Genomic DNA, 23,257 nt, shown 5'->3' with positions numbered 1-23,257 from the left:
ACGAGGATAATTTGGCATTTGACAAGTGCACGCTGTTGAGTTCTCAAGGATCGGATGCTCCCACGACCCAGTCATCACAACCAGGCCCGCAGGGCAACTTCTCTATCTTACCCACCCTGTCGTGCTTGTCAAATCGACGCGCCCGGCGAATCAGCGATCCGCTGCGCAGCTGATGACAGCCACAGAAGGGGTGGATCTCCCATCCTAGACGCAAGCGTCTGATCTCTCAAGAGAGAAGGATGTGTGGGAGTGGTTCTCCGCTTGAGGGGGGTGAAGCTCTCGGCTCCTCCGCTTCCCTGTGGGGCGAACAAGTAATAAGTTACGTGGGTTCCGGGGTTCTGGCAAATCGAGCCCCACCTCCCGGGCGTGTCGTCGCGTTCGCTCCGCCGGAGTCCCCTGATCAGCGTGCGTTTCGACCGGGAGGTGCCGCGGGAGTACCATCGCGGCCATGTCCTCCTCCGCGGCTAAGCCCCCTCGCGATCAGCGATCGGGAGCTGCCCTGCTCGCTCGTGTCCTGAGCGAGATGGACCTTCTCTCCCCTGACGGGATGGGCGCGGTCGCCCCCACGGTGCCCCTGCCATCTCGTCTGGCCGCCGGTGACCTCGCCTGGGCGAGCGTCGCCGCCGCGCACGTCGCCGCCGGGCGCTCGCCCGACCTGGTCGACGCGCACCGGGTGGCCGTCTCATATCGCGGCGACCGGTTCCTGACGATCGACGGCGCCGCTCCCCCGGTGTGGTCGCCGTTCTCGGGATTCTGGCGCACCCGCGACGGCTGGATTCGCACCCACGGCAACTACCCGCATCACGCCCGCGCCCTGCTGTCAGGTCTCGGACTGCAACCGGATGCCGACGCCGATCACGTTCGGACGGCGCTCGCGAGCCTGGCCTCGGGCGAGGGGGTCGCCGCGATCACCGCCTCCGGTGGACTGGCGGTTCCCGTGCTCCGGGAACGGCCCGAGGACGATCGCGCCCTGCGCGCGACGCCGCTCCTCGACATCGCCCGGCTCTCCCCCGCGTATTCCGTGGAACGCCGGACGTCCGCCACCGCCGAGCAACCGCTACGCGGCTTCCGGGTGCTCGACCTCACCAGGGTGATCGCCGGCCCCGTGTGCACCCGAACGCTCGCGCTGTTCGGAGCAGACGTGCTGCGCATCGATCCGCCCGACCTCCCTGAGCCCGAATGGCAGCACTTCGATACCGGCCACGGAAAGCGATCAGCCGTGCTGGACGCCCGGTCCTCGCAGTTCCGTGACCTGCTCGAGACCGCCGACGCCGTGGTGCTGGGGTACCGGCCGGCCGCACTCGACCGGCTCGGATTGGGCCCCGACGAACTCGCGCACCGATACCCGGGCCTGGTGGTCGCCCAGCTCAGCGCGTGGGGTACGGATCAGCCCGAGCGCGCCGGGTTCGACAGTCTCGTCCAGGCGGAATCGGGCATCGCTCTCGTCGAGTCGCCCGACGGGCACACCCCCGGCGTCCTTCCCGCGCAGGCTCTGGACCACAGCGCCGGGTATCTCCTCGCCGCCGCCGTGACGACGCTGCTGCAGCGCCGCACCCGCGAAGGCGGCACCTGGCGGGTCCGCACCTCGCTCCGGCGGGTCGCTGCGGAACTGCTGGGGATGCCGCGGGCGGATGACCCCGCGCCCGAGGAGGCCTTCGACCCGAGTCCGCACCTCACGCACTTCACGGTCGGAGGGCGAGACGTCGTCACGGCGAGACCGGCGTTGGCCGGGACGGACTTCGCGCCGCCGCGCCGGTGGGGTCGGGATCAGCCCGTCTGGTGACGACGGCCGCGCACGGACACCACGACGCACAGCACGAGAGTGGCCGCTCCCCAGAGCGCGCACGCCGGGGGTAGCACGCGATAGGCGAGATGCTGGACCGTGAAGTCCGCATCGATCGGGCCCAGGGCGATGAGTCCCCAGCCCCACGCTCCAAGGAGGACGATCGGCAGCGACACCCACCAGGCGATGCGCACGCCTGCGGGAAGCCACTGCTCGACATCGGGACGCACACGCCGACGGCGCAGCCAGAGCAGAGCCCAGACGCCGATCACCGCGAGCCCGATCACACTCGACCCGTGCTGGAGCCACTTGAATCCGGCCAGCGGACCCCACATCTCATCGAGGCCCGGCACCAGCTGCACACCCCAGCGTCCTTCGTGGGTGAAGAGATCCCAGAGGATGTGCGAGAGCACCCCGAGCAGCAGCGACAGCGCGAGGAGCACGGGGTACGAACGCTTCTCCCCGGCGCCGACGGCCCTCCGGGCAGCGACGGTCCCCCGGTCCTCCCACTCCGGCGGAAGTCGGCGCGCGAGCCATGCCGGCGACAGCTCGGGCACGGCAGGACGCAGGACCACACGCCAGAGGAGGAACAGCCCGAACGCGAGCAGGCCGGTCCACACGACGTTGCCGAAGCCGTGGGTGAACGAGTAGTTCAGACCCACGCCCCGCACGAACAACGGCAGGTCCGGCGTCATCGCTCCGATCGCGATCGCCGCAGGCACCAGCGGCGTGCGGACGAACGGCAGTGCCACGACCGCATGGCTCGGAGTGAACGGCATGCGCTCGGAATCAGGCGAGGAAGACGCCCGCGAGCGTCTTCTTGCCGCGTCGCAGCACCGAGACCCCGCCCGGCAGCGTTCCCCGCACCGTGGCCGAATCGTCTTCGACGCGTGCACCGTCGAGCGTCACGCCCCCCTGCGAGATCGCTCGCCTGGCCTCGGACAGACTCGCCACGAGACCGGTCGCGACCAGCGCCTCCACGACGGGAGTGTCGGCACCGACGGTCGCGTTCGGCAGCTCCTCCAGCGCGGTGCGGAGCGTTCCCGCATCCAGTGTCGTGAGGTCGCCCTGACCGAACAGCGCCTCGGACGCCGCAATAACGGCCGCGGTCGCCTCGATGCCGTGCACGGTCGCGACCACCTCCAGTGCGAGGCGCTTCTGGGCCGCACGCCGGAACGGCTCGGTGTCGACGAGCTGTGCGTACTCCTCGATCTCGGCGCGGCTCAGGAACGTGAACACCTTGAGGCGCTCGATCACATCGCTGTCGGCCGTGCTGAGCCAGAACTGGTACATCCGGTAGGGGCTGCACATCTCGGCGTCGAGCCAGATCGCGTTGCCCTCGCTCTTGCCGAACTTCGTGCCGTCGCTGTTCGTGATCAGCGGCGTGCCGATCGCATGCACCGAGACGCCCTCCGCGCGGCGGATCAGATCCGTGCCGCTGGTGAGGTTGCCCCACTGGTCCGAGCCGCCGGTCTGCAGCACGCAGTCGTACTGGCGGTACAGCTCGAGGTAGTCCATCCCCTGCAGGATCTGGTAGCTGAACTCGGTGTAGCTGATGCCCTCATCGGAGTTCAGCCGCGCCGCGACCGCATCCTTCTTGAGCATCGTGCCGACGCGGAAGTACTTGCCGATGTCGCGCAGGAAGTCGATCGCGCTGAGCGGGGCGGTCCAGTCGAGGTTGTTCACGATGCGGGCCGCGTTGTCGCCCTCGAAGCTGAGGTAGCGCTCGACCTGACCGCGCAGCCTGTCCACCCACTCGGCGACCGTCTCGCGGGTGTTCAGCGTCCTCTCCGCCGTGGGGCGGGGGTCGCCGATGAGTCCGGTGGAGCCGCCGACGAGTCCGAGCGGCTTGTGACCGGCGAGCTGGATGCGGCGCAGCGTCAGCAGCTGCACGAGGTTGCCCAGGTGCAGGCTCGCCGCCGTCGGGTCGAACCCGCAGTAATACGTGATGGGGTCTCCCGCGAGCAGGGCGCGCAGCGCCTCCTGGTCGGTGGACACGTGGACGAGGCCACGCCAGACGAGCTCGTCCCACACGTTCTCGAACGTGGGGTCGATCGCCTGGGGTGCGGTCGTCAGAGCGGGAGTTGACACGCGCTCCAGGCTATCAGCGCGCGGGCATCCCGCCCGCCTCACACGGGAGCGTCGAGGTCGGCGACCTCCTCCGCCGCGAGCGCGATGCCCGCCGCATCCATCGCGAGATCCAGCTGGTCGAGCTTGCTGCCGCCGAGGATCGGACGGATGCCGTGCGCGAGCAGCCACGCCAGCACGACCTGACCACGTTCGACGCCGTGTGCATCGGCTATCCGGCCGAGGACGGCGAGGCGGCGCTCCGTACCGGGGTGCTCGTACACCTCGGGAATCGACTTGGCCGGGTTGTCGTAGGCGCCGGAGAGCAACGGCGTGTACGCCCAGGTCTCCAGCCCGTTCGCGACGGCGAAGTCGCGTTGCTCGTCGCTCAGGACGCCGAAGGGATGGATGACACCCGGCGGTAGCGTGCCGGGGCGGGTCCGCAGATACGTGCTGTTGAGCTGGAAGGCGTCGATCGGGACGCTGCCGATCGAGGCGGCGTGCGCCCGTGCCCGCTCGATGCGCCACGCGGGGTGGTTGGAGGCCCCGACGCGTGCGACGGTTCCCCGCGAGGTCAGCGAAGCGAGCCCGTCGACGGTCTGCTCGATCGGGACGGCCCGGTCCTCCTGGTGCAGCCACAGGAGATCGACCATGTCGACGCCGAGCCGCTCCAGGCTTCCCTCGACCGCCTGGTAGATCGCGCGCGGCGAGAGCCCCGTCCGATGCTCCGGCCACGATCCGGGCCAGAGCGGCTCGGCGCCCACCTTGGTGGACAGGCGGACCCGCGTGCGGACGCCGGGACGCTCGCCGAGCCACCGACCGATCACGCTCTCGGAGGCGCCGCCGTGCCCGGTGTCGCTCGCCCAGAAGCTGTAGCAGTCCGCGGTGTCGATCCAGACTCCGCCTCGTTCGACGAAGCGATCCAGCAGCGCGAAGGAGACGTCATCGTCGACCAGCGTCCCGAAGGACATCGCTCCGAGGACGAGAGGGGAAGCAGGGGTGTTCTGAAGGGTCATGTGATCAGCGTGCAACCTGGAGCGCACTCCAGGTCAAGATCTATGATCAGGGCCATGAGCACGTACACACCGGCGGAGACCGCTGCACTCTCCGGATTCAGCATCGACACGCTGCGCTACTACGAGCGAGAGGGCATCCTCCCGACGGTCCCGCGCACCGCCGGTGGGCACCGCGCCTACAGCGACGCCGAGCTCGGACTGCTGGAGTTCCTCAAGTGTCTCCGGGAGACGGGGATGCCGGTGGAACGACTGCGCCGCTACGGTCAGCTCTGCCGGAGCGACGACACCATCCCGGAGCGGATCGCCCTGTTGGAGGAGCACGCGGAGACCGTCGAACGTCAGCTGGCGGAGGTGCTCGCGCAGCAACGGCGCCTCGCGGAGAAGCTGACCTGGTACCGGGAGCAGCTCGACTGAGTCAGCTGTGCGCCGCCCACCACACGAGGAACGCGGCCCCGAGCCCGATCACCCAGCTGACGAGACTGCCCACCAGGAAGTACTCGGCCCTGGCCCCGGTCTCGCCATCGCGGGAGATCTCCGGGAAGCGCACGATGCCCTTCGCCGCGAGCATCGCGGCCAGCACCGGATAGGCCGCGGCGAGCGTGAGGAGCATGACCAGCACGCGCTCCAGCGGTCCGATGAGCCGTCCGCCCTTGAAGCCGTTGCGCGGGTCGACGCGCGGTGCAGCGGTGGCGGTCTCGGCCGGAGTCGTATCGGCGAGGAGGGGCGCGGGATCGGCGGACGCGGGGGCCGCCGCTTCGGGGACCGCGGGTGCGGGGTCGGCGGGGCGCCAGGTGTGCTCGCCGTCGAGAGCGGCACGCACCACGAGGTTCGATGATTCGAGCAGGAACACACCGGCACCGAGTGCGAGCACGGCGAGATCGAACTCGACCACGCCGAACGGCGACCGCAGGTGCCACAGCTCGCCGACGAGACCGGCTGCGGGTCGAGCCCCGAGCCACAGCACGGCTCCGACGCTGACCGCGGCGAGCGCGACGGCGGGCCAGAATCCGGCGCGCGACGGCCCTTCGTCGGGCATGCTCCAGATCCAGAGCACACCGACCGCGAGACCGAGGATGGCCGGCAGCAGCGCGTCACCGCCGATGCCGAGGAGGACGATGAACGCTGCCGCGGCCACGTAGCCGATCCACCGACGGGGAGCGAACTGTCGCACGAGGTCGGCGGCTCCGACAGCGAGCAGGATGAAACCGGCCAGGATCATGCGGGTTCTCCCCTCAGCGCGCCCAGCCCTTCGAGGAGCGCGGCGGCTCCGGCACTGCGGAGCGACTTCGAGACGCTCGGCTGGGAGATGCCCTCCTGCGCGGCGAGGTCCTGCTGGGATCGTCCGACGGCACGACCGTAGGTGAGACGGCGCTCGCGCGCGCTCATCGCCCCGACCAGCTCGTCGCGGACGAGCAGATAGGCGTTGGACGCGGCGATCGTGGTCTCCATGACCTCATCCTGCCCCGGAGCACCGACAATCCAGGTCCGGGTCCGCGGCACGGCGCGCTGCTCCCTGGCATGGACGGTCTCGATCGCGGCGCGCGCGGCGTACCAGCCAGGGCCGTCTGCGAGCTCGCCGTGGACGGACTCCACGGCGGTGACCCGACCGATGCCGAGACCGAACCGGAAGGCGATGCCGTCGGGCAGCCGCAGTTGGATCATCAGGAGCGAGGTCAGCGCATCGACGAGGCCGCGGTAGACGGCTTGCTGCTCGTCTCCTACCGTGGGGGTGAGGGGTTGCACCGCCAGCGGCAGGTCGCGCTCCACCTGCGCGATGGTCTCGTCGAGAGTCCGCTGGGCCGCTCCGCGATCACTCAGTTCGCGGGACCCGACGATGTCGGCGATGACAGCGATGACCATGCGATAACCTTATCACGAATATCCCTAAGTTATGCAGTATCTGGTTATGGAACGGAAATATGCCTGAATCACGCATGATCGCCTGGAATGACGGGACCTGGACCCACGCTCCCGAGTCCGTCGTCATCGCCGAGCATCTCGATGCCACGGCTGTCGAGGGAAGTGACGCCTGGCGTCGCACCGCCTACGGGTTCATCCACGATTCCGAGCATGCGCTCCTCGCCCCGCTCGCGGTGGGCGAGGCGATGGAGGTGTCGTTCCGCGCGCCCTGGGACGGACAGTTCGACCAGGCGGGCGTCTTCGTCCGCATCGACGACGAGCACTGGGTGAAGACGGGCGTGGAGTACGCCGACGACCACCTCGGGCTCGGCGCGGTCGTCACCGCCGGCAGTTCCGACTGGTCGGTGGGCCATGTCGATGACTGGCGCGACAGCGAGATCACCGTGCGGGTGAGCCGCTGGGCGGACGCGCTGATCGTCCGGGCCCGCGCGGACGACGGCGACTGGCGGCTGGTCCGGGTCGCCCCGTTCGACGGCGACTCCTCCGCGTTCGCCGGACCGTTCCTGGCCGCCCCCACCCGCGCCGGCCTGACGGTTCGCTTCACACGGTGGGAACGGTCCGCCGCAGACACCGACCTCCACTGATCCGGCGACGATCCCCCGACAGGACAACGGTTCGCCGAGGAATCCGTGGAGATTCGTCGGGGAATCGTCGGGTGGTCGGGGAATCGTCGCCGACGACTGTTCGTGCACAGGGTTGGGCGACCGTGAGCCTGTGCACATGCACCGGGTGAGAGGTCGAGGGCGGGATCGGCTGGCTGGCACGGTGGACGGATGCTCTCGGCAACGGACACCATCAGGAGCCTCGGCGGACTCGCCCGAGGCACGCACCTGCGATCTCTCGGATTCACCCGGCAGGCTCTGGCTGGAATGGTGCGACGGGGAGAGATCGAACGCGTCCGGCACGGGGTCTTCGCGGCCGGCCCTCTCGACGAGCAGGTGCGCGCAGCGACGGCGCACGGCGGCGCGCTCACCTGCGCGAGCGTGCTGCGATCCGCAGGGATCTGGGTGCTTCCGGCAGACGACGGTCCGCATGTCTGGCTCGGACCCGACAACCACGCCCTCCCGCACCCCGGGTGCACCTGCCGTTCGCACTATTACCGCGGCCGTCCGCCGCTCGGCTCCGCGACGATCGAGACGGCCCTCCTCCATCTGCGCCGGTGCTGCGGCGATGAAGCCTTCTTCGCCGCGTACGAATCGGCCTGGCGACTGCAGAAGCTCTCCGCCGCAGCGCGGGCGCGCATCAGGAAGGCACTGCCACGCAGCGCGCGGTGGTTGGTGGAGCTGGCCAGAGCGGACGCAGACAGCGGCCTCGAGTCGCTTCTCCGCCTGCGGCTCCATGTCCTGGGCATCCACCTCCGGTGCCAAGTGAGGATCGACGGCGTCGGGAGGGTCGACTTCGTCCTCGGCGATCGCCTGATCCTCGAGGCGGACGGCGACGAGAACCACGGATCGCCGACGCGCAGGCATATCGACCGCATCCGTGACGCGGCGGCCTCACGCCTCGGATACGAGACCCTGCGGTTCGACTACGCGCAGATCGTGCACGACTGGCCGACAGCGCAGGCTGCTGTGCTGGGTGCCCTGCACAGACTCTCGCGGCCGGTGGCATGACACTCCCCCGACCCGACGACACTCCCCCGACCCGACGACACTCCCCCCACCCGACGACACTCCCCCGACCCGACGACGATCCCCCGAGGAATCGGTGGGGATTCCTCGGGGGATCGTCTGGACGTCGGCGGATCGTCGAACCGGGTCAGAGACCCAGGGCGTGTGCGGCCGCCTGGGCGCGTGCGACGAGCTCCGCGCGCTGCTCGGCGACGCGGACCGGCGCGGTGCCGCCGACACCCGTCCGGGAGGCGACCGAACCCTCGATCGTGAGGACTTCGCGCACCTCCGGCACGAGGTGCGGGGACACGGACAGCAGCAGCTCGTCTGAGGCATCCTCCAGGCCGATCCCCTGCTCCTCGCACGCGCGCACCAGCGCACCGGAGATCTCGTGCGCGTCGCGGAACGGCACCCGCCGCTTGACCAGCCACTCGGCGACGTCGGTCGCGAGCGAGAACCCCTGGGGCGCGAGCTCGGCCATGCGCTCCGTGTGGAAGCGGAGCGTCGCGATCATCCCGGCGAACGCGGGGAGCACGACCTCGAGGGTCTGCACCGAGTCGAAGACCGGCTCCTTGTCCTCCTGCAGGTCGCGGTTGTACGCGAGCGGGAGGCCCTTGAGCGTCGCGAGCAGGCCGGACAGGTTGCCGATGAGTCGACCGGACTTGCCACGCGTGAGCTCGGCGATGTCCGGGTTCTTCTTCTGCGGCATGATGCTCGACCCCGTGGAGTACCCGTCGTCGAGGGTCACGAAGCCGAACTCGCGGGTGTTCCAGAGGATGATCTCCTCCGACAGGCGCGACAGGTCGACACCGGTCATGGCCGTGATGAACGCGAATTCGGCGACCACGTCACGGGCCGCGGTGCCGTCGAGCGAGTTCTCCGCCGGACGGTCGAGTCCGAGCTCGCTCGCCACGAGCGCCGGGTCGAGTCCGAGCGTCGAGCCGGCCAGCGCTCCCCCGCCGTACGGCGAGACGCCTGCGCGACGGCGCCAGTCGACGAGACGTTCGAGTTCCCGGACGAGAGGCCAGGCGTGCGCCTGCAGATGATGGGCCAGCAGCACCGGCTGCGCGTGCTGCAGATGCGTCCGGCCCGGCAGGATGGCTTCGGGGTGGGCCTCCGCCTGCGCCACGAGGGCGTCGATCACCCGGAGCAGGTCGCGCGCGATCACGCGGGCGTGATCGATCAGGTACATCCGCACGAGGGTCGCGATCTGGTCGTTCCTGCTGCGTCCGGCGCGGAGACGCCCACCCAGTTCCGGCCCCAGTTCCGCGATCAGCGCCTGCTCCAGGGCGCCGTGCACGTCCTCATCCGTCGGCACGGGGCGCAGCGTCCCGTCGGCGACCTTGCGAGCCACCGCGTCCAGGCCCTCGTGCATCCGCCGCGCCTCGTCGGTTTCGAGATACCCGGCGGCCTCGAGAGCAGTCGCGTGCGCGTGCGAGCCGGCGATGTCGTACGGCGCCAGGATCCAGTCGAAGTGCGTGGAGCGGCTCAGTTCGACCAGCTCCGGCGACGGTCCCGTGGCGAAGCGCGCGCCCCAGAGCGCGCCCTCGTTGGTGCCTTCGTGTGTGGCGTCGGTCATCACGCGTCCTTCTTGCCGAGGAGCCAGACCAGCAGCGCCTTCTGGGCATGCAGCCGGTTCTCGGCCTCGTCCCAGACCACGCTCTGCGGGCCGTCGATCACGCTGGAGTCGACCTCGTAGCCGCGATCGGCGGGGAGGCAGTGGATGAAGATCGCTTCAGGATCGGCCAGGGTCATCGTCTCCGGAGTGACCTTGTAGCCGCCGAGGTCGCGGATGCGCGCGATCTTCTCCTCCTCCTTGCCCATCGACACCCAGGTGTCGGTGACGACGACGTCGGCGCCGGCTGCGGCCTCGACCGGATCGGTGTACAGCGCGATCGATCCGCTGGTCTCGGCGGCGCGGCGGTCGGCCGCCTCGATGACGTCGGCGCGGGGCGCGTAGTCCTCCGGGGAGGCGATGCGCACGTGCATACCCGCGGTCACGCCGGCAAGCGCGTAGGAGTGCGCCATGTTGCTCTGCCCGTCTCCGAAGAAGGTCAGTGTGAGCCCCTTCAGGTCGCCCTTGTGCTCGCGGATCGTCAGCAGATCGGCGAGCAGCTGGCACGGGTGGAAGTCATCGGACAGTGCGTTGATGACGGGAACACGGGTGCCCGCGGCCATCTCCTCGAGCCCCGACTGCGCGTACGTGCGCCACACGATGGCCGCGACCTGGCGCTCCAGCACCCTGGCCGTGTCCGACGGGGTCTCCTTGCCGCCGAGCTGGCTGCTCGCTGTCGAGATGATCAACGGGCTGCCGCCGAGGTCCGCGATGCCCACCGCGAACGAGACACGGGTGCGCGTGGAGGACTTGTCGAAGATGACCGCGACCGTCTGCGGACCGGCGAGGCTCTTGTCGGCCCACCGGTCCTTCTTCAGCTCGAGGGCGAGGTCGAGGATCTCCGCCTGCTCGGCGGGGGTCAGGTCGTCGTCCCGAAGGAGGTGGCGGGTCATGCGGATACCTTTCCGGCGACAGAGGCCTGGACATCGGCGAGGGCGGCGGTGAACAGCTCGCGGAACTCGGCGAGCTCCGCGTCGCCGATGGTGAGAGCCGGCGCGATGCGCACGGTCTCCGGGTTGGCGGCGTTGACGATGAGGCCGCGCTCCTGCGCGGCGGCGACGACCGCACTCGCGACCGGCTGGCTGAGGGCGACGCCCACGAGCAGGCCGCGCCCGCGCACACCGTCGATCAGCGGAGAGTCGATGCCGTCGAGGATCTCGCGCAGCTCGGCACCACGGCGGGCGGCGTTCTCGACGAGTCCGGCGCTCTCGATCTCGGCGAGCACGGCGTCCGCGACGGCGGTCGCCAGCGGGTTGCCGCCGAACGTGGAACCGTGCGATCCCGGGGTGAACAGCTCGCTCGCCGCACCGTACGTGACGAGGGCGCCGATCGGGAAGCCTCCGCCGATGCCCTTGGCGAGGGTGATCGCATCGGGCGTGATGCCCTCGTGGCTGAAGCCGAACCACTGGCCGGTGCGGCCGGCGCCGGTCTGGATCTCGTCCACGATCAGCAGGGCGCCGTGCGCGAGGGTCAGCGACCGCGCGGCGGCGAGGTAGCCGTCCGGCAGCTCGACGACACCGGCCTCACCCTGGATGGGCTCTACGATGACCGCGGCGACACGGTCATCGATCGCGGTCTCGAGCGCTTCGACGGTCGCGGGGATGTGCTCGACTCCGCCCGGCATCGGCGCGAACGGGGCACGCATCGACTCCTTCGCGGTGAGCGCGAGCGAGCCCATCGTGCGCCCGTGGAAGCCGTTCTCGAGGGCGATGATGCGCGGACGCTCTGCACCGCCGTGGAGACGGGCGAGCTTGAACGCGGCCTCGTTCGCCTCGGCGCCCGAGTTGGAGAAGAACACCCGTCCGTCGATCCCGGCCCCCGCGAGGCGCTTGAGCCGCGCGGCGAGCGCGAGCTGCGGGGGCGTGGCGAAGTAGTTCGACACGTGCGCGAGAGTGGCCGCCTGGGTCGAGACCGCCTCGACGAACGCGGGGTGGGCGTGGCCGAGCGAGGTGACCGCGATGCCCGCCAGGAAGTCGAGGTAGCGTCGGCCGTCGGCGTCCCACAGGTACGAGCCTTCACCACGGGTCAGCAGCGCGAGCCGCTCTCCCGCATTGAGCACGAGATCGCGTGCCGCGTCGTCCTGCCAGACGGTCATGCCGTCGCTCCCTTCGCTCCCAGGACCACTTCGGTCCCGATTCCCTTGCTGGTGAAAAGTTCGACGAGCACCGAGTGCGGCACTCGTCCGTCGATGATGGCGGCCGCGTCGACGCCGCCCTCGACCGCGTCGAGGCATGCCCGCATCTTCGGGATCATCCCCGACTCGAGTGTCGGCAGCATCTCGATGAGCGCTTCCGAGGTGAGGTGCGACACGAGCGAGTCGCGGTTGGGCCAATCGGCGTAGAGCCCCGGCACGTCCGTGAGGATCACGAGCTTGCGGGCGTCCAGTGCGACCGCGAGCGCTGCGGCGGCGGCATCCGCGTTGACGTTCAGTGACTGACCGGGGTGGTCGAGGTCCGGCGCGATGCTCGACACCACGGGGATGCGCCCCGCCGCGAGGTGGTCGAGCACGGGCGTGGGGTCTACCTCGACGACGTCGCCGACCCGGCCGAGGTCGACCTCTTCGCCGTCGATCACGACTCCGCGGCGGCGTCCGCCGAAGAGTCCGGCATCCTCACCGCTGAGTCCGGTGGCGATCGGGCCGTGCGAGTTGATCTTCGACACGAGCTGCGGGTTCACCTGACCGGTGAGCACCATGCGCACGACGCTGATCGCCTCGGTGTTGGTGACGCGGTAACCGCCCTTGAACTCGCTGGGGATCTCGAGGCGCTCGAGCATGTTCGAGATCTGCGGACCGCCACCGTGCACCACGACCGGCTGCACGCCGACGTAGCGGAGGTAGGCGATGTCCTGCGCGAACGCCTCCTGCAGCTCGTCCGAGACCATGGCGTTGCCGCCGTACTTGACGACCACGATCTGGTCACGGAACTTCTTCAGCCACGGCAGCGACTCGATGAGCGTCGTCGCCTTCTGCGCGGCGATGTCCGGGGTGGTGTCCTGGATGTCGGTCATGAGGCGTAGGCGCTGTTCTCGTGCACGTAGTCGTGGGTGAGGTCGTTGGTGAGCACCGTCGCTGTGGCGTCGCCCGCCTTCAGATCGATCACGAGGTGCGTGGCGCGCGGGGTCAGGTCGACCTCCTCCCGGGGACGGTCGGGGCCGCCCGCGGTGCAGACGCGCACGCCGTTCATCCAGACGTCCACGTCGTAGGGGTCGAACTGCGCGCTGGTGGTGCCGATCGCGGCGAGCACGCGCCCCCAGTTCGGGTCGTTGCCGAAGATCGCGGCCTTGAACAGGTTGTTCCGCGCGACGGACCGCCCGACCTCCACGGCCTCCTGCTCCGACACCGCCTGCTGCACCTCGATCGTGATGTCGTGGCTGGCGCCTTCGGCGTCGCCCTGCAGCTGCACGGCCAGATCCTGGCACAGCTCGGTGAGCGCGGCGGCGAAGTCGTCCAGATCGGGCACGACCTCGGAGGCGCCGTTGGCGAGCAGTGTGACCTGATCGTTGGTCGACATGCAGCCGTCGGAGTCGAGGCGATCGAAGGTCCTGCCCGTCGCGCGGCGCAGCGCCGCGTCGGCCTGGAGCGGCTCCAGCACGGCATCCGTGGTGATGACGACGAGCATCGTGGCGAGGCCGGGAGCGAGCATGCCCGCGCCCTTCGCCATGCCGCCGATCGTCCAGCCGTCGCGGCTCACGACGGCCGTCTTCGCGACCGTGTCCGTGGTCATGATGGCGTGCGCGGCGGCCTCTCCGCCGTCGGCGCTGAGCTCGGCGATCGCCTGCTCCGTGCCGGCGAGCACGCGGGCGCGGAAGGTCTCGTCTCCGGTGCCGATGAGCCCGGTGGAGCACACCAGCACATCGCCGGCGCTGATCCCGAGGAGCTCCCCGGCCTTCTCGGCGGTCTGATGCGTGGTCTGGAAGCCGAAGCTGCCGGTGAAGCAGTTCGCGCCACCGGAGTTGAGCACCACGGCCTCGACGACACGGTCGGCGACGGCCTGCTGCGACCAGATGATCGGGTTCGCCTTGGCGCGGTTGCTGGTGAACACGGCGGCGCCGACCTTGCGCGGGCCGCGGTTGACGACCACGGCGACGTCGGGCTTGCCGGTGGACTTGAGTCCTGCGGCGACTCCGGCCGCCTCGAATCCTGCGGGGGCGGTGACGCTCACGGCGCGACTCCGTTCACTGAGAGAGCACGGGTCTCGGGAAGACCCAGCGCGATGTTCATGGATTGGATGGCAGCGCCGGCGGTGCCCTTGACGAGGTTGTCGACGGCGGCGACCACCGTCACGCGGTTCGCGGCCCTGTCGATCGCGAGGCCGATCAGCGCGGTGTTCGCACCGATCACGTCGGCCGTGCGGGGGAAGCGCCCTTCCGGCAGCACGTGCACGAAGGTCTCGTCGGCGTAGGCGTCCTGCCAGGCGGCGCGGATCTGGGCATCGGTCGCGCCCTCCACGATCGGAGCGCTCGAGGTCGCGAGGATCCCCCGCGACATGGGGACGAGCACCGGCGTGAACGAGATGCCGATCCGCTGGGTCTCTGAACCCGTCTGGGTCCCTGAGCCTGAACTCGTCTGGGTCCCTGAGCCTGTACCCGTCTGGGTCCCTGAGCCTGTCGAAGGGGAAGCTGCGGCGAGCGCCTGGCGGATCTCGGGGATGTGCCGATGCGTTCCGCCGACCGCATAGGGGTTCGCCGAGCCGAGGATCTCGCTCGCGAGCAGGTTGGGCTTGAGGCTCTTGCCCGCGCCGGAGGGACCGACCGCCAACACCGAGACGATGTCGCCGGGGTCGATCACGCCGGCGGCGACGCCGGGAGCGAGGCTCAGGCTCACGGTCGAGGCGTTGCACCCGGGGGCGGCGATACGGGTGGCTCCGCGCAGGTGCTCCCGCTGCTTCGCGCCGGCAACCGGAAGCTCCGGGACCCCATAGGTCCACGGCTCATGGAACGTCCCGCCGTAGAACGCATCCCAGGCGTCCGCGGAGGTGAGCCGGTGGTCGGCGCCCGCGTCGATCACGAGCGGGGTGTCGCCGAGCGCATCGGTGTACTGCCCGGACTGGCCGTGCGGGAGTGCCAGGAACACGATGTCGTGACCGGCCAGGATCTCGGGCGTGGTGTCCTGCAGCGTGAGGTGGGCGAGCGAGCGCAGGTGCGGCTGGTGGTCGATGAGCGGCTGCCCGGCGTTCGAGTGCGCCGTCACCGTGCGGATCTCGATGTCGGGGTGATCGGCCAGGAGACGGAGGATCTCGCCTCCTGCATAGCCGGATGCGCCGGAGACGGCGACGGAATACGTCATGCTTCTACCTTAACGGTCGGGTCCTTCCGCGAAGGGAGGACCGAGGGCGGGGCCGGAGGCGGCGACACCGGCACTCGACCGCTGCGTGTGCGCAGGCAGAAGGGCGGGGTCGCCTAGAGTCGGCGGCCGCGGCGTCGGCGCACAGCGATGACGCTCGGAGCGAGCGTCGAAGGAGCGGTGGCGGCCGAAGGCATGTCGCGACAGTAGCGCGGCCCCGGCCGCCACCGCAAATCCGGCCCGTCATCCGACGGGATACGACTCCAGCGGCGCGGCGAAGAACGCGAGCTCGTGCGCGCTCGACGCCTCGAAGGCCCGCCGGAGGCGCGTTCTCCGCTCGGGCGGGGCCGCGGAGGCCGCCACGGTGGCATGGACGACCGCCGCGCGGGTCGCCTCCTCGAAGGCGGGGTCGGCATAGGTCGCCAGCCACGAGGCGTACGGGTGCTCCGGGTTCTGCGCATGCTCGCCGAACTCCCCGGCATGCAGCCGCCGCCCGAGGTCGGTGTAGAGCCAGAAGCACGGGAGGACGGCGGCGACGATCTCCGCGTAGTCACCGCCGAACGCCACGGAGCGCAGGTGGTCGAGGTACGCGACGGTCGCCGGCGCCGGTTCGGCGGCGAAGGTCGCCGCACTCACGCCCTGCGCCGGCGTCAGCCAGGAGGCATGGAGGTCGAGCTCGCCGGCGATGGATCCGCGGGAGGACTCCGCCCAGAACGCCTGCTCCTGAGAGGTGGGGGCGAGTCGGGCGGCCTCGGCGAGCACGCGGGCGTACTCGCGGAGGTAGAGCGCGTCCTGCGCGAGGTACCAGGCGAACGGTTCGCGCTCCAACGTTCCGTCGGCGAGCGCGCGGATGAAGGGCAGCTCGTCGATCGCGGCCCTGGTCTGCGCGATCCTCTCCCACCAGTCGGCGGCGATGTCCGTGGCCTCCGTCGCGCTCTCCGTCCCGCCCCGTCGCCACAGTCCGGCGAAGTGATGGATCGGCCCCGTGCCGCCGCCCACCCGCAGCGATTCCCCCGCGCGGAGGGACTCGCGGAGCCAGGCGCGGGCCGCGCGGACGGCTGCCACCGGATCGTCTCCCCTGGCCAGCCGGGTCGCGAGGGCGGAGGACAGCGAGCATCCGGTGCCGTGGGTGTTCCGACTCGGGATGCGCTCCCCCGGGAACTCCTGCCGCAGCCCGTGGCGAGCGTCCCGCAGCGCATCCGGAGCGTCATCCCCGTCGAGGTGTCCGCCCTTGACGAGGACGGCGGCCCCGACGTCGCGCGACAGCTCCTCCGCCGCGGACTGCGCGTCTTCCCAGTCGGCGAGCGCTCGCCCCGACAGCACCGCGAGCTCGGCGAGGTTCGGGGTGATGAGCGTGGCCCGACCCAGCAGGTCGCGCAGCTCCCGTTCGGCGGCCGGATCCAGGAGCCGATCGCCCGAGGTCGCCACCATGACGGGGTCGAGCACGACGATCGGCGGGCGCACGTCATCGAGCCAGGCGGAGACGGTCCGGATGACCGAGGCGTCGGCCAGCATCCCGATCTTCACCGCGTCGATCACGATGTCGTCCGACACCGCGTCGAGCTGCGCACGCAGGAACTCCGCCGGCGGCACGTGCACTCCGCGCACACCGCGGGTGTTCTGCGCAGTGAGCGCCGTCAGGACCGCCATCCCGTATCCGCCGTTCGCCGCGATCGACTTGAGGTCCGCCTGGATGCCGGCGCCGCCCGAGGGGTCGCTGCCCGCGATGCTGAGGATCCGGGGCACGGAACCGGCCGACCACCGGCGCCGGAACGCGGCGGCGGTCGCTGCCGGGTCGGCGACGGCGCACAACGCCGAGACGACGGCGAGACCCGCGGCGCCGGCGTCGCGCAGATCCTCGGTGTCGTCGATGCCGACGCCCCCGATCGCCACGCATGGCAGCGGGGTTCTGGCGGCGAGGTCGCGGAAACCCTCGACCCCGAGCGGGGCCGGGTGATCCGCCTTGGTGGGGGTAGGGCGGATGACGCCGACGCCGAGGTAGTCGACGGTCCCGACCGGGAGGGCGTGCACCGCGTCGAGGTGCGCCGGAGTGTTCGCGGTGAGGCCGATCAGCGCGTCCGGTCCCAGGACCCGACGCGCCCGCAGCACCGATCCATCGCCCTGCCCGAGGTGCACCCCGTCGACCCTCGCACCGTGCGCGCGGGCGGCGACCGCGGCATCGAGCCGGTCGTTCACCACCAGGAGCGCGCGTCCGTCGATGACCTCCGACAGGGCGAGCAGCTGCTGCACGGTCTCCGCATCCGTCGCGTTCTTGTCCCGGAGCTGAACGAGACGCACGCCGCCGTCGACGGCCCGGCGAACCGTCTCGACGACTCCGCGGTCGCCGCACAGCTCGGGGTCGGTGACGAGGTAGAGCGAGAGGTCGGCGATCACAGGACGCCTGCCTCGATGCGCGCGGCCGCCCTGACGTCGTCGGCGCCGACGGCGGCGAGCGCATCCAGCAGGGCGACGGCGAAGCTCCCGGGCCCACCGGCTTCCGCGGCGGCACGCTCGGCGGCGATCGTGTAGACGAGACTCGCGGCGGCCACGGCGGTGAGCTCATCATGATCGGTCGCCGTCGCCGCGCCGAGGAACGCGGCCATCACGGCTCCGAGGGCGCATCCTCCGCCCGTGACGCGCGTCAGGAGCTCGTGGCCGTTCGCCAGACGCAGCACGCGGTCTCCGTCCGTGACGAGGTCGACCGGCCCGGAGACCGCGACGACGCCGCTCGTGCGCCGGGCGAGGAGGACCGCTGCCTCGAAGGCGGCATCCGTGCTGTCGGTGGCATCCACGCCGCGTCCGCCGGCACTGAGGCCGGCGAGGGCGAGGATCTCGGAGGCGTTGCCGCGGATCGCGGTCGGCCTGTGCGCGAGGAGCTCGTGCGCCAGAGCGGTGCGCACCGGCAGCGCACCGATCGCGACGGGGTCGAGCACCCACGGGGTGCCGGACGCCGTGGCACCCGCGACCGCCTCGGCACCGGCGGCACGCTGCTCCGGGGTGGGGGTTCCCAGGTTGATCAGCACACCGGAGGCGACGCCGGCGAACAGACCGGCCTCGTCGATGATGTCGACCATCGCCGGTGCGGCGCCGAGGGCCAGCAGCACGTTGGCGGTGAAGCCCGTGACGACGGCGTTGGTGATGCAGTGGGTCAACGGAGGCGTCTCGCGGAGCACCTCCAGGAGGTCCGCAGCACTGCCTGCGAGGTCGAGGGCGGAATCAGGACGCAGAAGATCGCTCATCGCGACATCCCTTCGCTAGTACGAACTAGATCAGGTTCGACGGGTGTGATCTCAGCCGCGGATGCGGCACCCCGTGTCACTGCCTCGCAGTCTAGCGAGCGAAGACGTCGAGCAGTTCGCGCTCCTCGGTCCGCGTGAGTCCGGCCCGGCGCTCCTGTCGACACCGCGCTCGCGTTCATCGGCCATGACGTGTTCCACCGTGTCGGAGAGGGGCGAGAGAGTGCCGCCGCTCTCCGTGTACCGTGCGTTCGAGCGGGTCATGAATCCGCCCATCTCGGGAGGCAGCCACAGCGGCAGGGAGCGCGGTCCGGCCCAGTACTGGACGCCTTCCGCGACGAGGCGCTCCTCATCGCCGACGATCACCTGTCCGATGTGTCCCGTGGCCGCGCGCACGGTCCGGAGCACGTCTTCCAGATCGCGCACGTCCCCGATCGCGTTCACGGCGCCGGTGACGGTCGCGGCCACGACGAACGCGGCGACGTCGTCCACGTCGATGATCTGCGCCTTCCGGCCGTGGAGCGGAGGGACGAGCACCGGCTCGTCGAGGGCACGGAGGAACGCCGCTGCCCAATACCCGAAGCGATCGCTCGGGTCGCCGTCTCCCACGATGAGGCCGGGACGCAGGAGGAGCGCCCTGTCGCCGAGAGCATCCTGCACCGCGTCCTCCGCCGCGACCTTCTGCGGACCGTAGTCGTACTCCTCGCCCTCCTGCGCCGCAGGGTGCCGCGGGGCCGATTCGTCCGTTCCGACGGTCTCGTCATCGCGATACACGGACATCGAGGACACGAACGTCCATCAGGCGGCGCGATCACCGAGCGCACGGACCGCCGCGGCGACGTGATCCGCGCGGGAGGAGATGTCGATGACGTGATCCCAGTCCGTCCCGGAGACGACGTCGTAGGCGTCGTCCTCGTCGCGGTCGGCGAGGACGAGGCTCGCCCCGGGCGGCGCCGGGCGACCGCCGCGGGCCAGGCACGTCACGGTCGCCCCCGCCCCCAGCGCGTGCGCCGCGATGCGCCCCGACAGCCATCCGGTCCCTCCGAGGATCAGCACATCCGTCATGTGCCCATGTCATCAGGAAGGACGGCCGCGGGGAAGAGCATCCGCTCAGAGCGGAGAGCTCGTCAGGCGATGATCGGTCACTCCCGGATGGCTGCGCCGAAGCGCTCGGCGGCCACCGCGACACCCGCGAGCTTGGCCTCGGAGGCTTCCGCCGCAGTGAGCGTACGGTCGTCGGCGCGGAAGCGCAGGGCGAACGTCAGGCTCTTCGAACCCTCCGCCACCCCCTCGCCGCGATAGTCGTCGACCAGACGCACCGATTCGAGCAGCGCCCCAGCGCCCTCCGCCAGCGCCGCACGGACATCCGCCGCGGGGACGTCGGCCGACAGCGTGAGCGAAACATCCTGCGTCGCTGCGGGGAACGTCGACAGCGAGGCCGCGACGACCCGTCCGCCCGCGAGCGTCAGGATCCGGTCGAGGTCGAGCTCGAACACGATCGCCCGTCCTGGCAGGTCCGCGTCCTCCGCCACGGCGGGGTGCAGCTCGCCGACGTAGCCGACCGCCTCGCCCGCCACCAGGAGCGAACCTGTGCGCCCGGGATGCAGTGCAGCGCGCTCCGTCTGGACCACATCGATGTCCACACCGGCCGCCGCGGCGATCACACGCACCGCGTCCAACGCCTCGACGAGCCCCGCCGGCTCCGCGGGACGACCCGGCTGGCGGGGGGCGATGTTTCCGGTCAGCAGCCCCGCGACGTGGCGGTGCTGCGGCGGGATGGACGCGTCGAGCTCGGCGAGCGTCTCATCCGACGGGCGCGCGCCCAGCGGCGGGACCTCGTCGGTGCCGTACTCGACACCGGGCTCAGGGAGGAACACGACGCCGGTCTCGAAGATCGCGAGGTCGGTGAGGCCGCGCGAGATGTTGCGGTGCGCGGTCTGCAACAGCCCGGGGATGAGCGAGCGCCGCAGGAACGGCATCTGTCCGTCGAGCGGGTTGGCCAGGCGGATGCTCGGCAGGTGCTCGCCGGACGCCGAGCCGTGCAGGTCGTTCTGCGCCTCGGTCGTGAACGGGAAGGCGGGGGTCTCGACGAAGCCTGCGGCCGCGAGGGCGTTCGCCACTCGGCGACGCCCCTGCTGGTGCGCGGTGAGACCGCGCCCGGAGGGCGGGGTCGGCAGCACCGACGGGATGCGGTCCAGCCCGTGGATGCGGGCGACCTCCTCGGCGAGCGTCCACTTGTCGGTCAGGTCAGGGCGCCAGGTGGGCGGGATGACCGTCCACCCGCTCTCCCCCTCGGTCCCTGAGCCTGTCGAAGGGTTGACCTCCGCGCCGATGGTCGTCAGCGCCCCGGTGATCTCGTCGTCGGTGTAGTCGACGCCGATGAGCCCCTGCACGAAACCGCGCGGGAGCTCGATCTCCGCGACGAAGATCTCGGCGAAGAGAGCCCCGCCCTCCTCCGTGAGCGTGCCGCCGGCGAGCTCGACCATGAGGTCGGCCGCGCGGCGAGCGGCGACGAACGGGATCAGCGGATCGACGCCGCGCTCGAAGCGCTTGGACGCCTCGCTGGGCAGCTTGTGCCGACGCGCGGTGCGGGCGATGGTCGTCGGGTCGAAGATCGCCGCCTCGATGAGGACGTTCTTCGTCGTGTCGCCCATCTCGGTGGTGCCGCCGCCCATGACGCCGGCGAGACCGATCGGACCCGATTCATCGGTGATGAGCAGGTCTTCGACGTGCAGGTCACGCTCCACGCCGTCGAGCGTGGTCATCTTCTCCCCCGGCGTCGCACGGCGGACGGTGATCCCGCCCGTGAGCTTGTCGAGGTCGTAGCCGTGCAGCGGCTGTCCGAGTTCGAGCATCACGTAGTTCGTGATGTCGATGAGTACGCCCAGCGAGCGCATGCCAGCGAGACTCAGCCGCGCGATCATCCAGGGCGGTGTGGGCCGCGAGGGATCGACATCGCGCACGACCCGGGTGACGAACTCGCTCGCACCGACGTTGCCGCGGACGGGCGCCTGGTCGTCGACGGCGGCCGTGTGCCCGGAGCCGGGCTGCAGCTCGGCGAAGTCGCGCTCCGCCGGGTCGTGGAACGCCGCGCCGGTGGCGTGTGCGTACTCGCGGGCGACTCCGCGGAGGGAGAACGCGTAGCCGCGGTCGGGCGTGACGTTGATCTCCACCGCCACGTCGTCGAGGCCGAGAAGCGCGATCGCATCAGCGCCGACGGGCGCGTCGATGCCGAGGTCCGACAGCACGAGGATGCCGTTGTGCTCGTCGCCCAGGCCCAGCTCGCGTGCCGAGGCGATCATGCCGTCGGAGACGTGACCGTAGGTCTTGCGGGCGGCGATCGGGAACGGGCCGGGCAGCACGGCGCCCGGGAGCGTCACGATCACCTTGTCGCCGACGATGAAGTTGTGCGCACCGCAGACGATGCCGCGGACGCCACCGTGCTCGGAGCCGACGTCCACCTGGCACCAGTTGATGGTCTTGCCGTTCGACTGCGGCTCCGGCTCGATCGAGAGGACCTGGCCGACGACCACGGGGCCGGAGATCTCGAAGCGGTGCACGTCCTCTTCTTCGAAGCCGACGGTCACCAGCGCCGCGAGGACATCCTCGGGCGTGGCGTCCGCTGCCAGTTCGACGTACTCACGCAACCACGAAAGCGGGACGCGCATCACACCACCATCCCGTACTGCTCGCTGAATCGGACGTCGCCCTCGGCCATGTCCCGCATGTCCTGCACATCGCTGCGGAACATCAGACCGCGTTCGATGCCCATGCCGAACGCGAAGCCGCTGTATTCCTCCGGATCGATCCCGGCCGCGCGCAGCACGTTGGGGTTGACCATTCCGCAGCCGCCCCACTCGATCCAGCGCGCGCCGCCCTTGAAGGTCGGGTGCCACAGGTCGAGCTCGGCGGACGGCTCGGTGAAGGGGAAGTAGTTGGTGCGGAAGCGCATCTTGGCCTCAGGGCCGAACAGCTGCCGCGCGAAGTGGTCGAGAGTGCCCTTGAGGTGCGCCATCGTGATGCCCTTGTCGATCACGAGGCCCTCGAACTGCGTGAAGACCGGGAGGTGCGTGGCGTCGAACTCGTCGGTGCGGTAGACACGGCCGGGGCACAGCACGTAGATCGGCACCTCGCGGTCGAGCATCGAGCGCACCTGCACCGGGCTCGTGTGCGTGCGCATCACGAGGTGGCGCGAGGTCGGGTCGACGTAGAAGGTGTCCTGCTCCTGGCGGGCCGGGTGATCGACGTCGAAGTTCAGGGCGTCGAAGTTGAACCACTCGTGCTCGAGCTCCGGCCCCTCCGCGATCTCCCATCCCATGCCGACGAAGATGTCGCAGACCTGGTCCTGGAGGAGCGTGAGCGGGTGCCGCGCCCCGACGTGCGTGCGCGAGGGAAGGGCGGTGATGTCGACCCGCTCCGCCTCCAGACGGGCGGCGACCTCCGCAGCGGCCAGTTCGGCCTCCTTGGCGGCGAGTGCCTGTGTCACCTCTCCTCGGCCCTGACCCACGAGCTTGCCGAACGCGGCCTTGTTCTCGGGGGCGACCTGGCGCATCGAGGCGTTCAGGACCGCGAGCGGCGACCCCTCCGCGACGTGCGCGGCGCGGGCGGACTTCAGCTCCGCGGTGTCGGCTGCGGCAGCGATCGCCGCGAGGGCGTCGGCGACAGCGGCCTCGACCGCTTCCGGGGTGATTTCAGGAGACTCTGACACGAGAATCGAGTCTACCGG

21 protein-coding genes and 1 riboswitch are annotated in these 23,257 nt (G+C 70.6%); of the genes, 4 read left to right on the top strand and 17 right to left on the bottom strand.

Annotation, left to right across the window (positions count from 1 at the left end; genetic code table 11):
• The first annotated feature begins 523 nt into the window (after nucleotides 1-523).
• Complete coding sequence (locus F6A08_RS07600) at nucleotides 524-1,783, top strand: CoA transferase (protein WP_225855770.1); 1,260 nt, start codon at nucleotides 524-526, stop codon at nucleotides 1,781-1,783.
• Here the strand turns inward: F6A08_RS07600 and F6A08_RS07595 are convergent.
• From F6A08_RS07595 to F6A08_RS07585, 3 genes are read right to left on the bottom strand one after another with little or no spacing between them, the layout of a single operon-like run.
• A complete protein-coding gene (locus F6A08_RS07595) occupies nucleotides 1,768-2,562 on the bottom strand; it encodes a DUF4184 family protein (RefSeq protein WP_151459054.1) in 795 nt (264 codons plus the stop codon). The two genes, F6A08_RS07600 and F6A08_RS07595, sit on opposite strands and share 16 nt — an antisense overlap.
• A 10-nt stretch (nucleotides 2,563-2,572) precedes the next feature.
• A complete protein-coding gene (gene tyrS, locus F6A08_RS07590; protein WP_017202404.1) occupies nucleotides 2,573-3,874 on the bottom strand; it encodes a tyrosine--tRNA ligase in 1,302 nt (433 codons plus the stop codon).
• A 38-nt stretch (nucleotides 3,875-3,912) separates the two neighbouring features.
• Nucleotides 3,913-4,866 carry an aldo/keto reductase gene (locus F6A08_RS07585; protein ID WP_151459053.1) on the bottom strand — a complete coding sequence of 318 codons (954 nt, stop codon included), beginning with the start codon at nucleotides 4,864-4,866 and terminating at the stop codon, nucleotides 3,913-3,915.
• Nucleotides 4,867-4,920: 54 nt separating this feature from the next.
• Between F6A08_RS07585 and F6A08_RS07580 the strand changes: the two genes are divergently transcribed.
• Entirely contained in the window at nucleotides 4,921-5,280 is a 360-nt protein-coding gene (locus F6A08_RS07580) for a MerR family transcriptional regulator (RefSeq protein WP_017202406.1), read from the top strand.
• A gap of 1 nt (nucleotide 5,281) precedes the next feature.
• Here the strand turns inward: F6A08_RS07580 and F6A08_RS07575 are convergent, their stop codons facing one another.
• A complete protein-coding gene (locus F6A08_RS07575; RefSeq protein WP_124895921.1) occupies nucleotides 5,282-6,085 on the bottom strand; it encodes a hypothetical protein in 804 nt (267 codons plus the stop codon).
• Nucleotides 6,082-6,726 carry a SatD family protein gene (locus F6A08_RS07570; RefSeq protein WP_124895922.1) on the bottom strand — a complete coding sequence of 215 codons (645 nt, stop codon included), beginning with the start codon at nucleotides 6,724-6,726 and terminating at the stop codon, nucleotides 6,082-6,084. Before F6A08_RS07570 ends, F6A08_RS07575 begins: the two co-directional genes overlap by 4 nt.
• 74 nt (nucleotides 6,727-6,800) lie before the next feature.
• Between F6A08_RS07570 and F6A08_RS07565 the strand changes: the two genes are divergently transcribed.
• Nucleotides 6,801-7,370 carry a DUF1349 domain-containing protein gene (locus tag F6A08_RS07565; protein ID WP_225855769.1) on the top strand — a complete coding sequence of 190 codons (570 nt, stop codon included), beginning with the start codon at nucleotides 6,801-6,803 and terminating at the stop codon, nucleotides 7,368-7,370.
• A gap of 189 nt (nucleotides 7,371-7,559) precedes the next feature.
• A complete protein-coding gene (locus tag F6A08_RS07560) occupies nucleotides 7,560-8,399 on the top strand; it encodes a type IV toxin-antitoxin system AbiEi family antitoxin domain-containing protein (RefSeq protein ID WP_151459051.1) in 840 nt (279 codons plus the stop codon).
• A 145-nt stretch (nucleotides 8,400-8,544) separates the two neighbouring features.
• Here the strand turns inward: F6A08_RS07560 and argH are convergent, their stop codons facing one another.
• From argH to pheS, 12 genes are all read right to left on the bottom strand, one after another.
• Nucleotides 8,545-9,975: an argininosuccinate lyase gene (gene argH / locus F6A08_RS07555; protein WP_151459050.1), complete on the bottom strand. Its 1,431-nt coding sequence runs from the start codon at nucleotides 9,973-9,975 to the stop codon at nucleotides 8,545-8,547.
• Complete coding sequence (argF, locus tag F6A08_RS07550; RefSeq protein ID WP_151459049.1) at nucleotides 9,975-10,904, bottom strand: ornithine carbamoyltransferase; 930 nt, start codon at nucleotides 10,902-10,904, stop codon at nucleotides 9,975-9,977. Before argF ends, argH begins: the two co-directional genes overlap by 1 nt.
• The gene (locus F6A08_RS07545; RefSeq protein ID WP_017202413.1) at nucleotides 10,901-12,106 is read right to left on the bottom strand and encodes an acetylornithine transaminase; all 1,206 of its coding nucleotides are present in this window, start codon (nucleotides 12,104-12,106) and stop codon (nucleotides 10,901-10,903) included. Before F6A08_RS07545 ends, argF begins: the two co-directional genes overlap by 4 nt.
• A complete protein-coding gene (argB, locus tag F6A08_RS07540) occupies nucleotides 12,103-13,020 on the bottom strand; it encodes an acetylglutamate kinase (protein WP_017202414.1) in 918 nt (305 codons plus the stop codon). The genes F6A08_RS07545 and argB overlap by 4 nt, the downstream gene beginning before the upstream one ends.
• The gene (gene argJ / locus F6A08_RS07535; RefSeq protein ID WP_017202415.1) at nucleotides 13,017-14,174 is read right to left on the bottom strand and encodes a bifunctional glutamate N-acetyltransferase/amino-acid acetyltransferase ArgJ; all 1,158 of its coding nucleotides are present in this window, start codon (nucleotides 14,172-14,174) and stop codon (nucleotides 13,017-13,019) included. The genes argB and argJ overlap by 4 nt, the downstream gene beginning before the upstream one ends.
• Entirely contained in the window at nucleotides 14,171-15,298 is a 1,128-nt protein-coding gene (locus F6A08_RS07530) for an N-acetyl-gamma-glutamyl-phosphate reductase (protein WP_151459048.1), read from the bottom strand. Before F6A08_RS07530 ends, argJ begins: the two co-directional genes overlap by 4 nt.
• 240 nt (nucleotides 15,299-15,538) lie before the next feature.
• Nucleotides 15,539-17,689: a bifunctional hydroxymethylpyrimidine kinase/phosphomethylpyrimidine kinase gene (locus F6A08_RS07525; RefSeq protein WP_151459047.1), complete on the bottom strand. Its 2,151-nt coding sequence runs from the start codon at nucleotides 17,687-17,689 to the stop codon at nucleotides 15,539-15,541.
• Nucleotides 17,686-18,534 carry a hydroxyethylthiazole kinase gene (gene thiM / locus F6A08_RS07520; RefSeq protein ID WP_151459046.1) on the bottom strand — a complete coding sequence of 283 codons (849 nt, stop codon included), beginning with the start codon at nucleotides 18,532-18,534 and terminating at the stop codon, nucleotides 17,686-17,688. The genes F6A08_RS07525 and thiM overlap by 4 nt, the downstream gene beginning before the upstream one ends.
• Nucleotides 18,525-18,618, bottom strand: a riboswitch (TPP riboswitch). (Overlaps the previous gene by 10 nt.)
• Nucleotides 18,586-19,311 carry a Rossmann-fold NAD(P)-binding domain-containing protein gene (locus F6A08_RS07515; protein ID WP_338100840.1) on the bottom strand — a complete coding sequence of 242 codons (726 nt, stop codon included), beginning with the start codon at nucleotides 19,309-19,311 and terminating at the stop codon, nucleotides 18,586-18,588. Its footprint overlaps the riboswitch before it by 33 nt.
• An 18-nt stretch (nucleotides 19,312-19,329) precedes the next feature.
• Nucleotides 19,330-19,596, bottom strand: a complete 267-nt coding sequence (locus F6A08_RS17910; protein WP_338100839.1) for a Rossmann-fold NAD(P)-binding domain-containing protein — start codon at nucleotides 19,594-19,596, stop codon at nucleotides 19,330-19,332.
• A gap of 77 nt (nucleotides 19,597-19,673) precedes the next feature.
• Nucleotides 19,674-22,199, bottom strand: a complete 2,526-nt coding sequence (gene pheT / locus F6A08_RS07510; protein ID WP_151459045.1) for a phenylalanine--tRNA ligase subunit beta — start codon at nucleotides 22,197-22,199, stop codon at nucleotides 19,674-19,676.
• The gene (gene pheS, locus F6A08_RS07505; protein WP_151459044.1) at nucleotides 22,199-23,239 is read right to left on the bottom strand and encodes a phenylalanine--tRNA ligase subunit alpha; all 1,041 of its coding nucleotides are present in this window, start codon (nucleotides 23,237-23,239) and stop codon (nucleotides 22,199-22,201) included. Before pheS ends, pheT begins: the two co-directional genes overlap by 1 nt.
• Between the last annotated feature and the right edge of the window lie 18 nt (nucleotides 23,240-23,257).

It is taken from the genome of Microbacterium algeriense, from assembly GCF_008868005.1.
In the GTDB taxonomy this organism is placed as follows: Bacteria; Actinomycetota; Actinomycetes; order Actinomycetales; family Microbacteriaceae; genus Microbacterium; species Microbacterium algeriense.
Note: the sequence above shows the minus strand (reverse complement) of the source record. Positions and strands in the feature narration are given on the sequence as shown.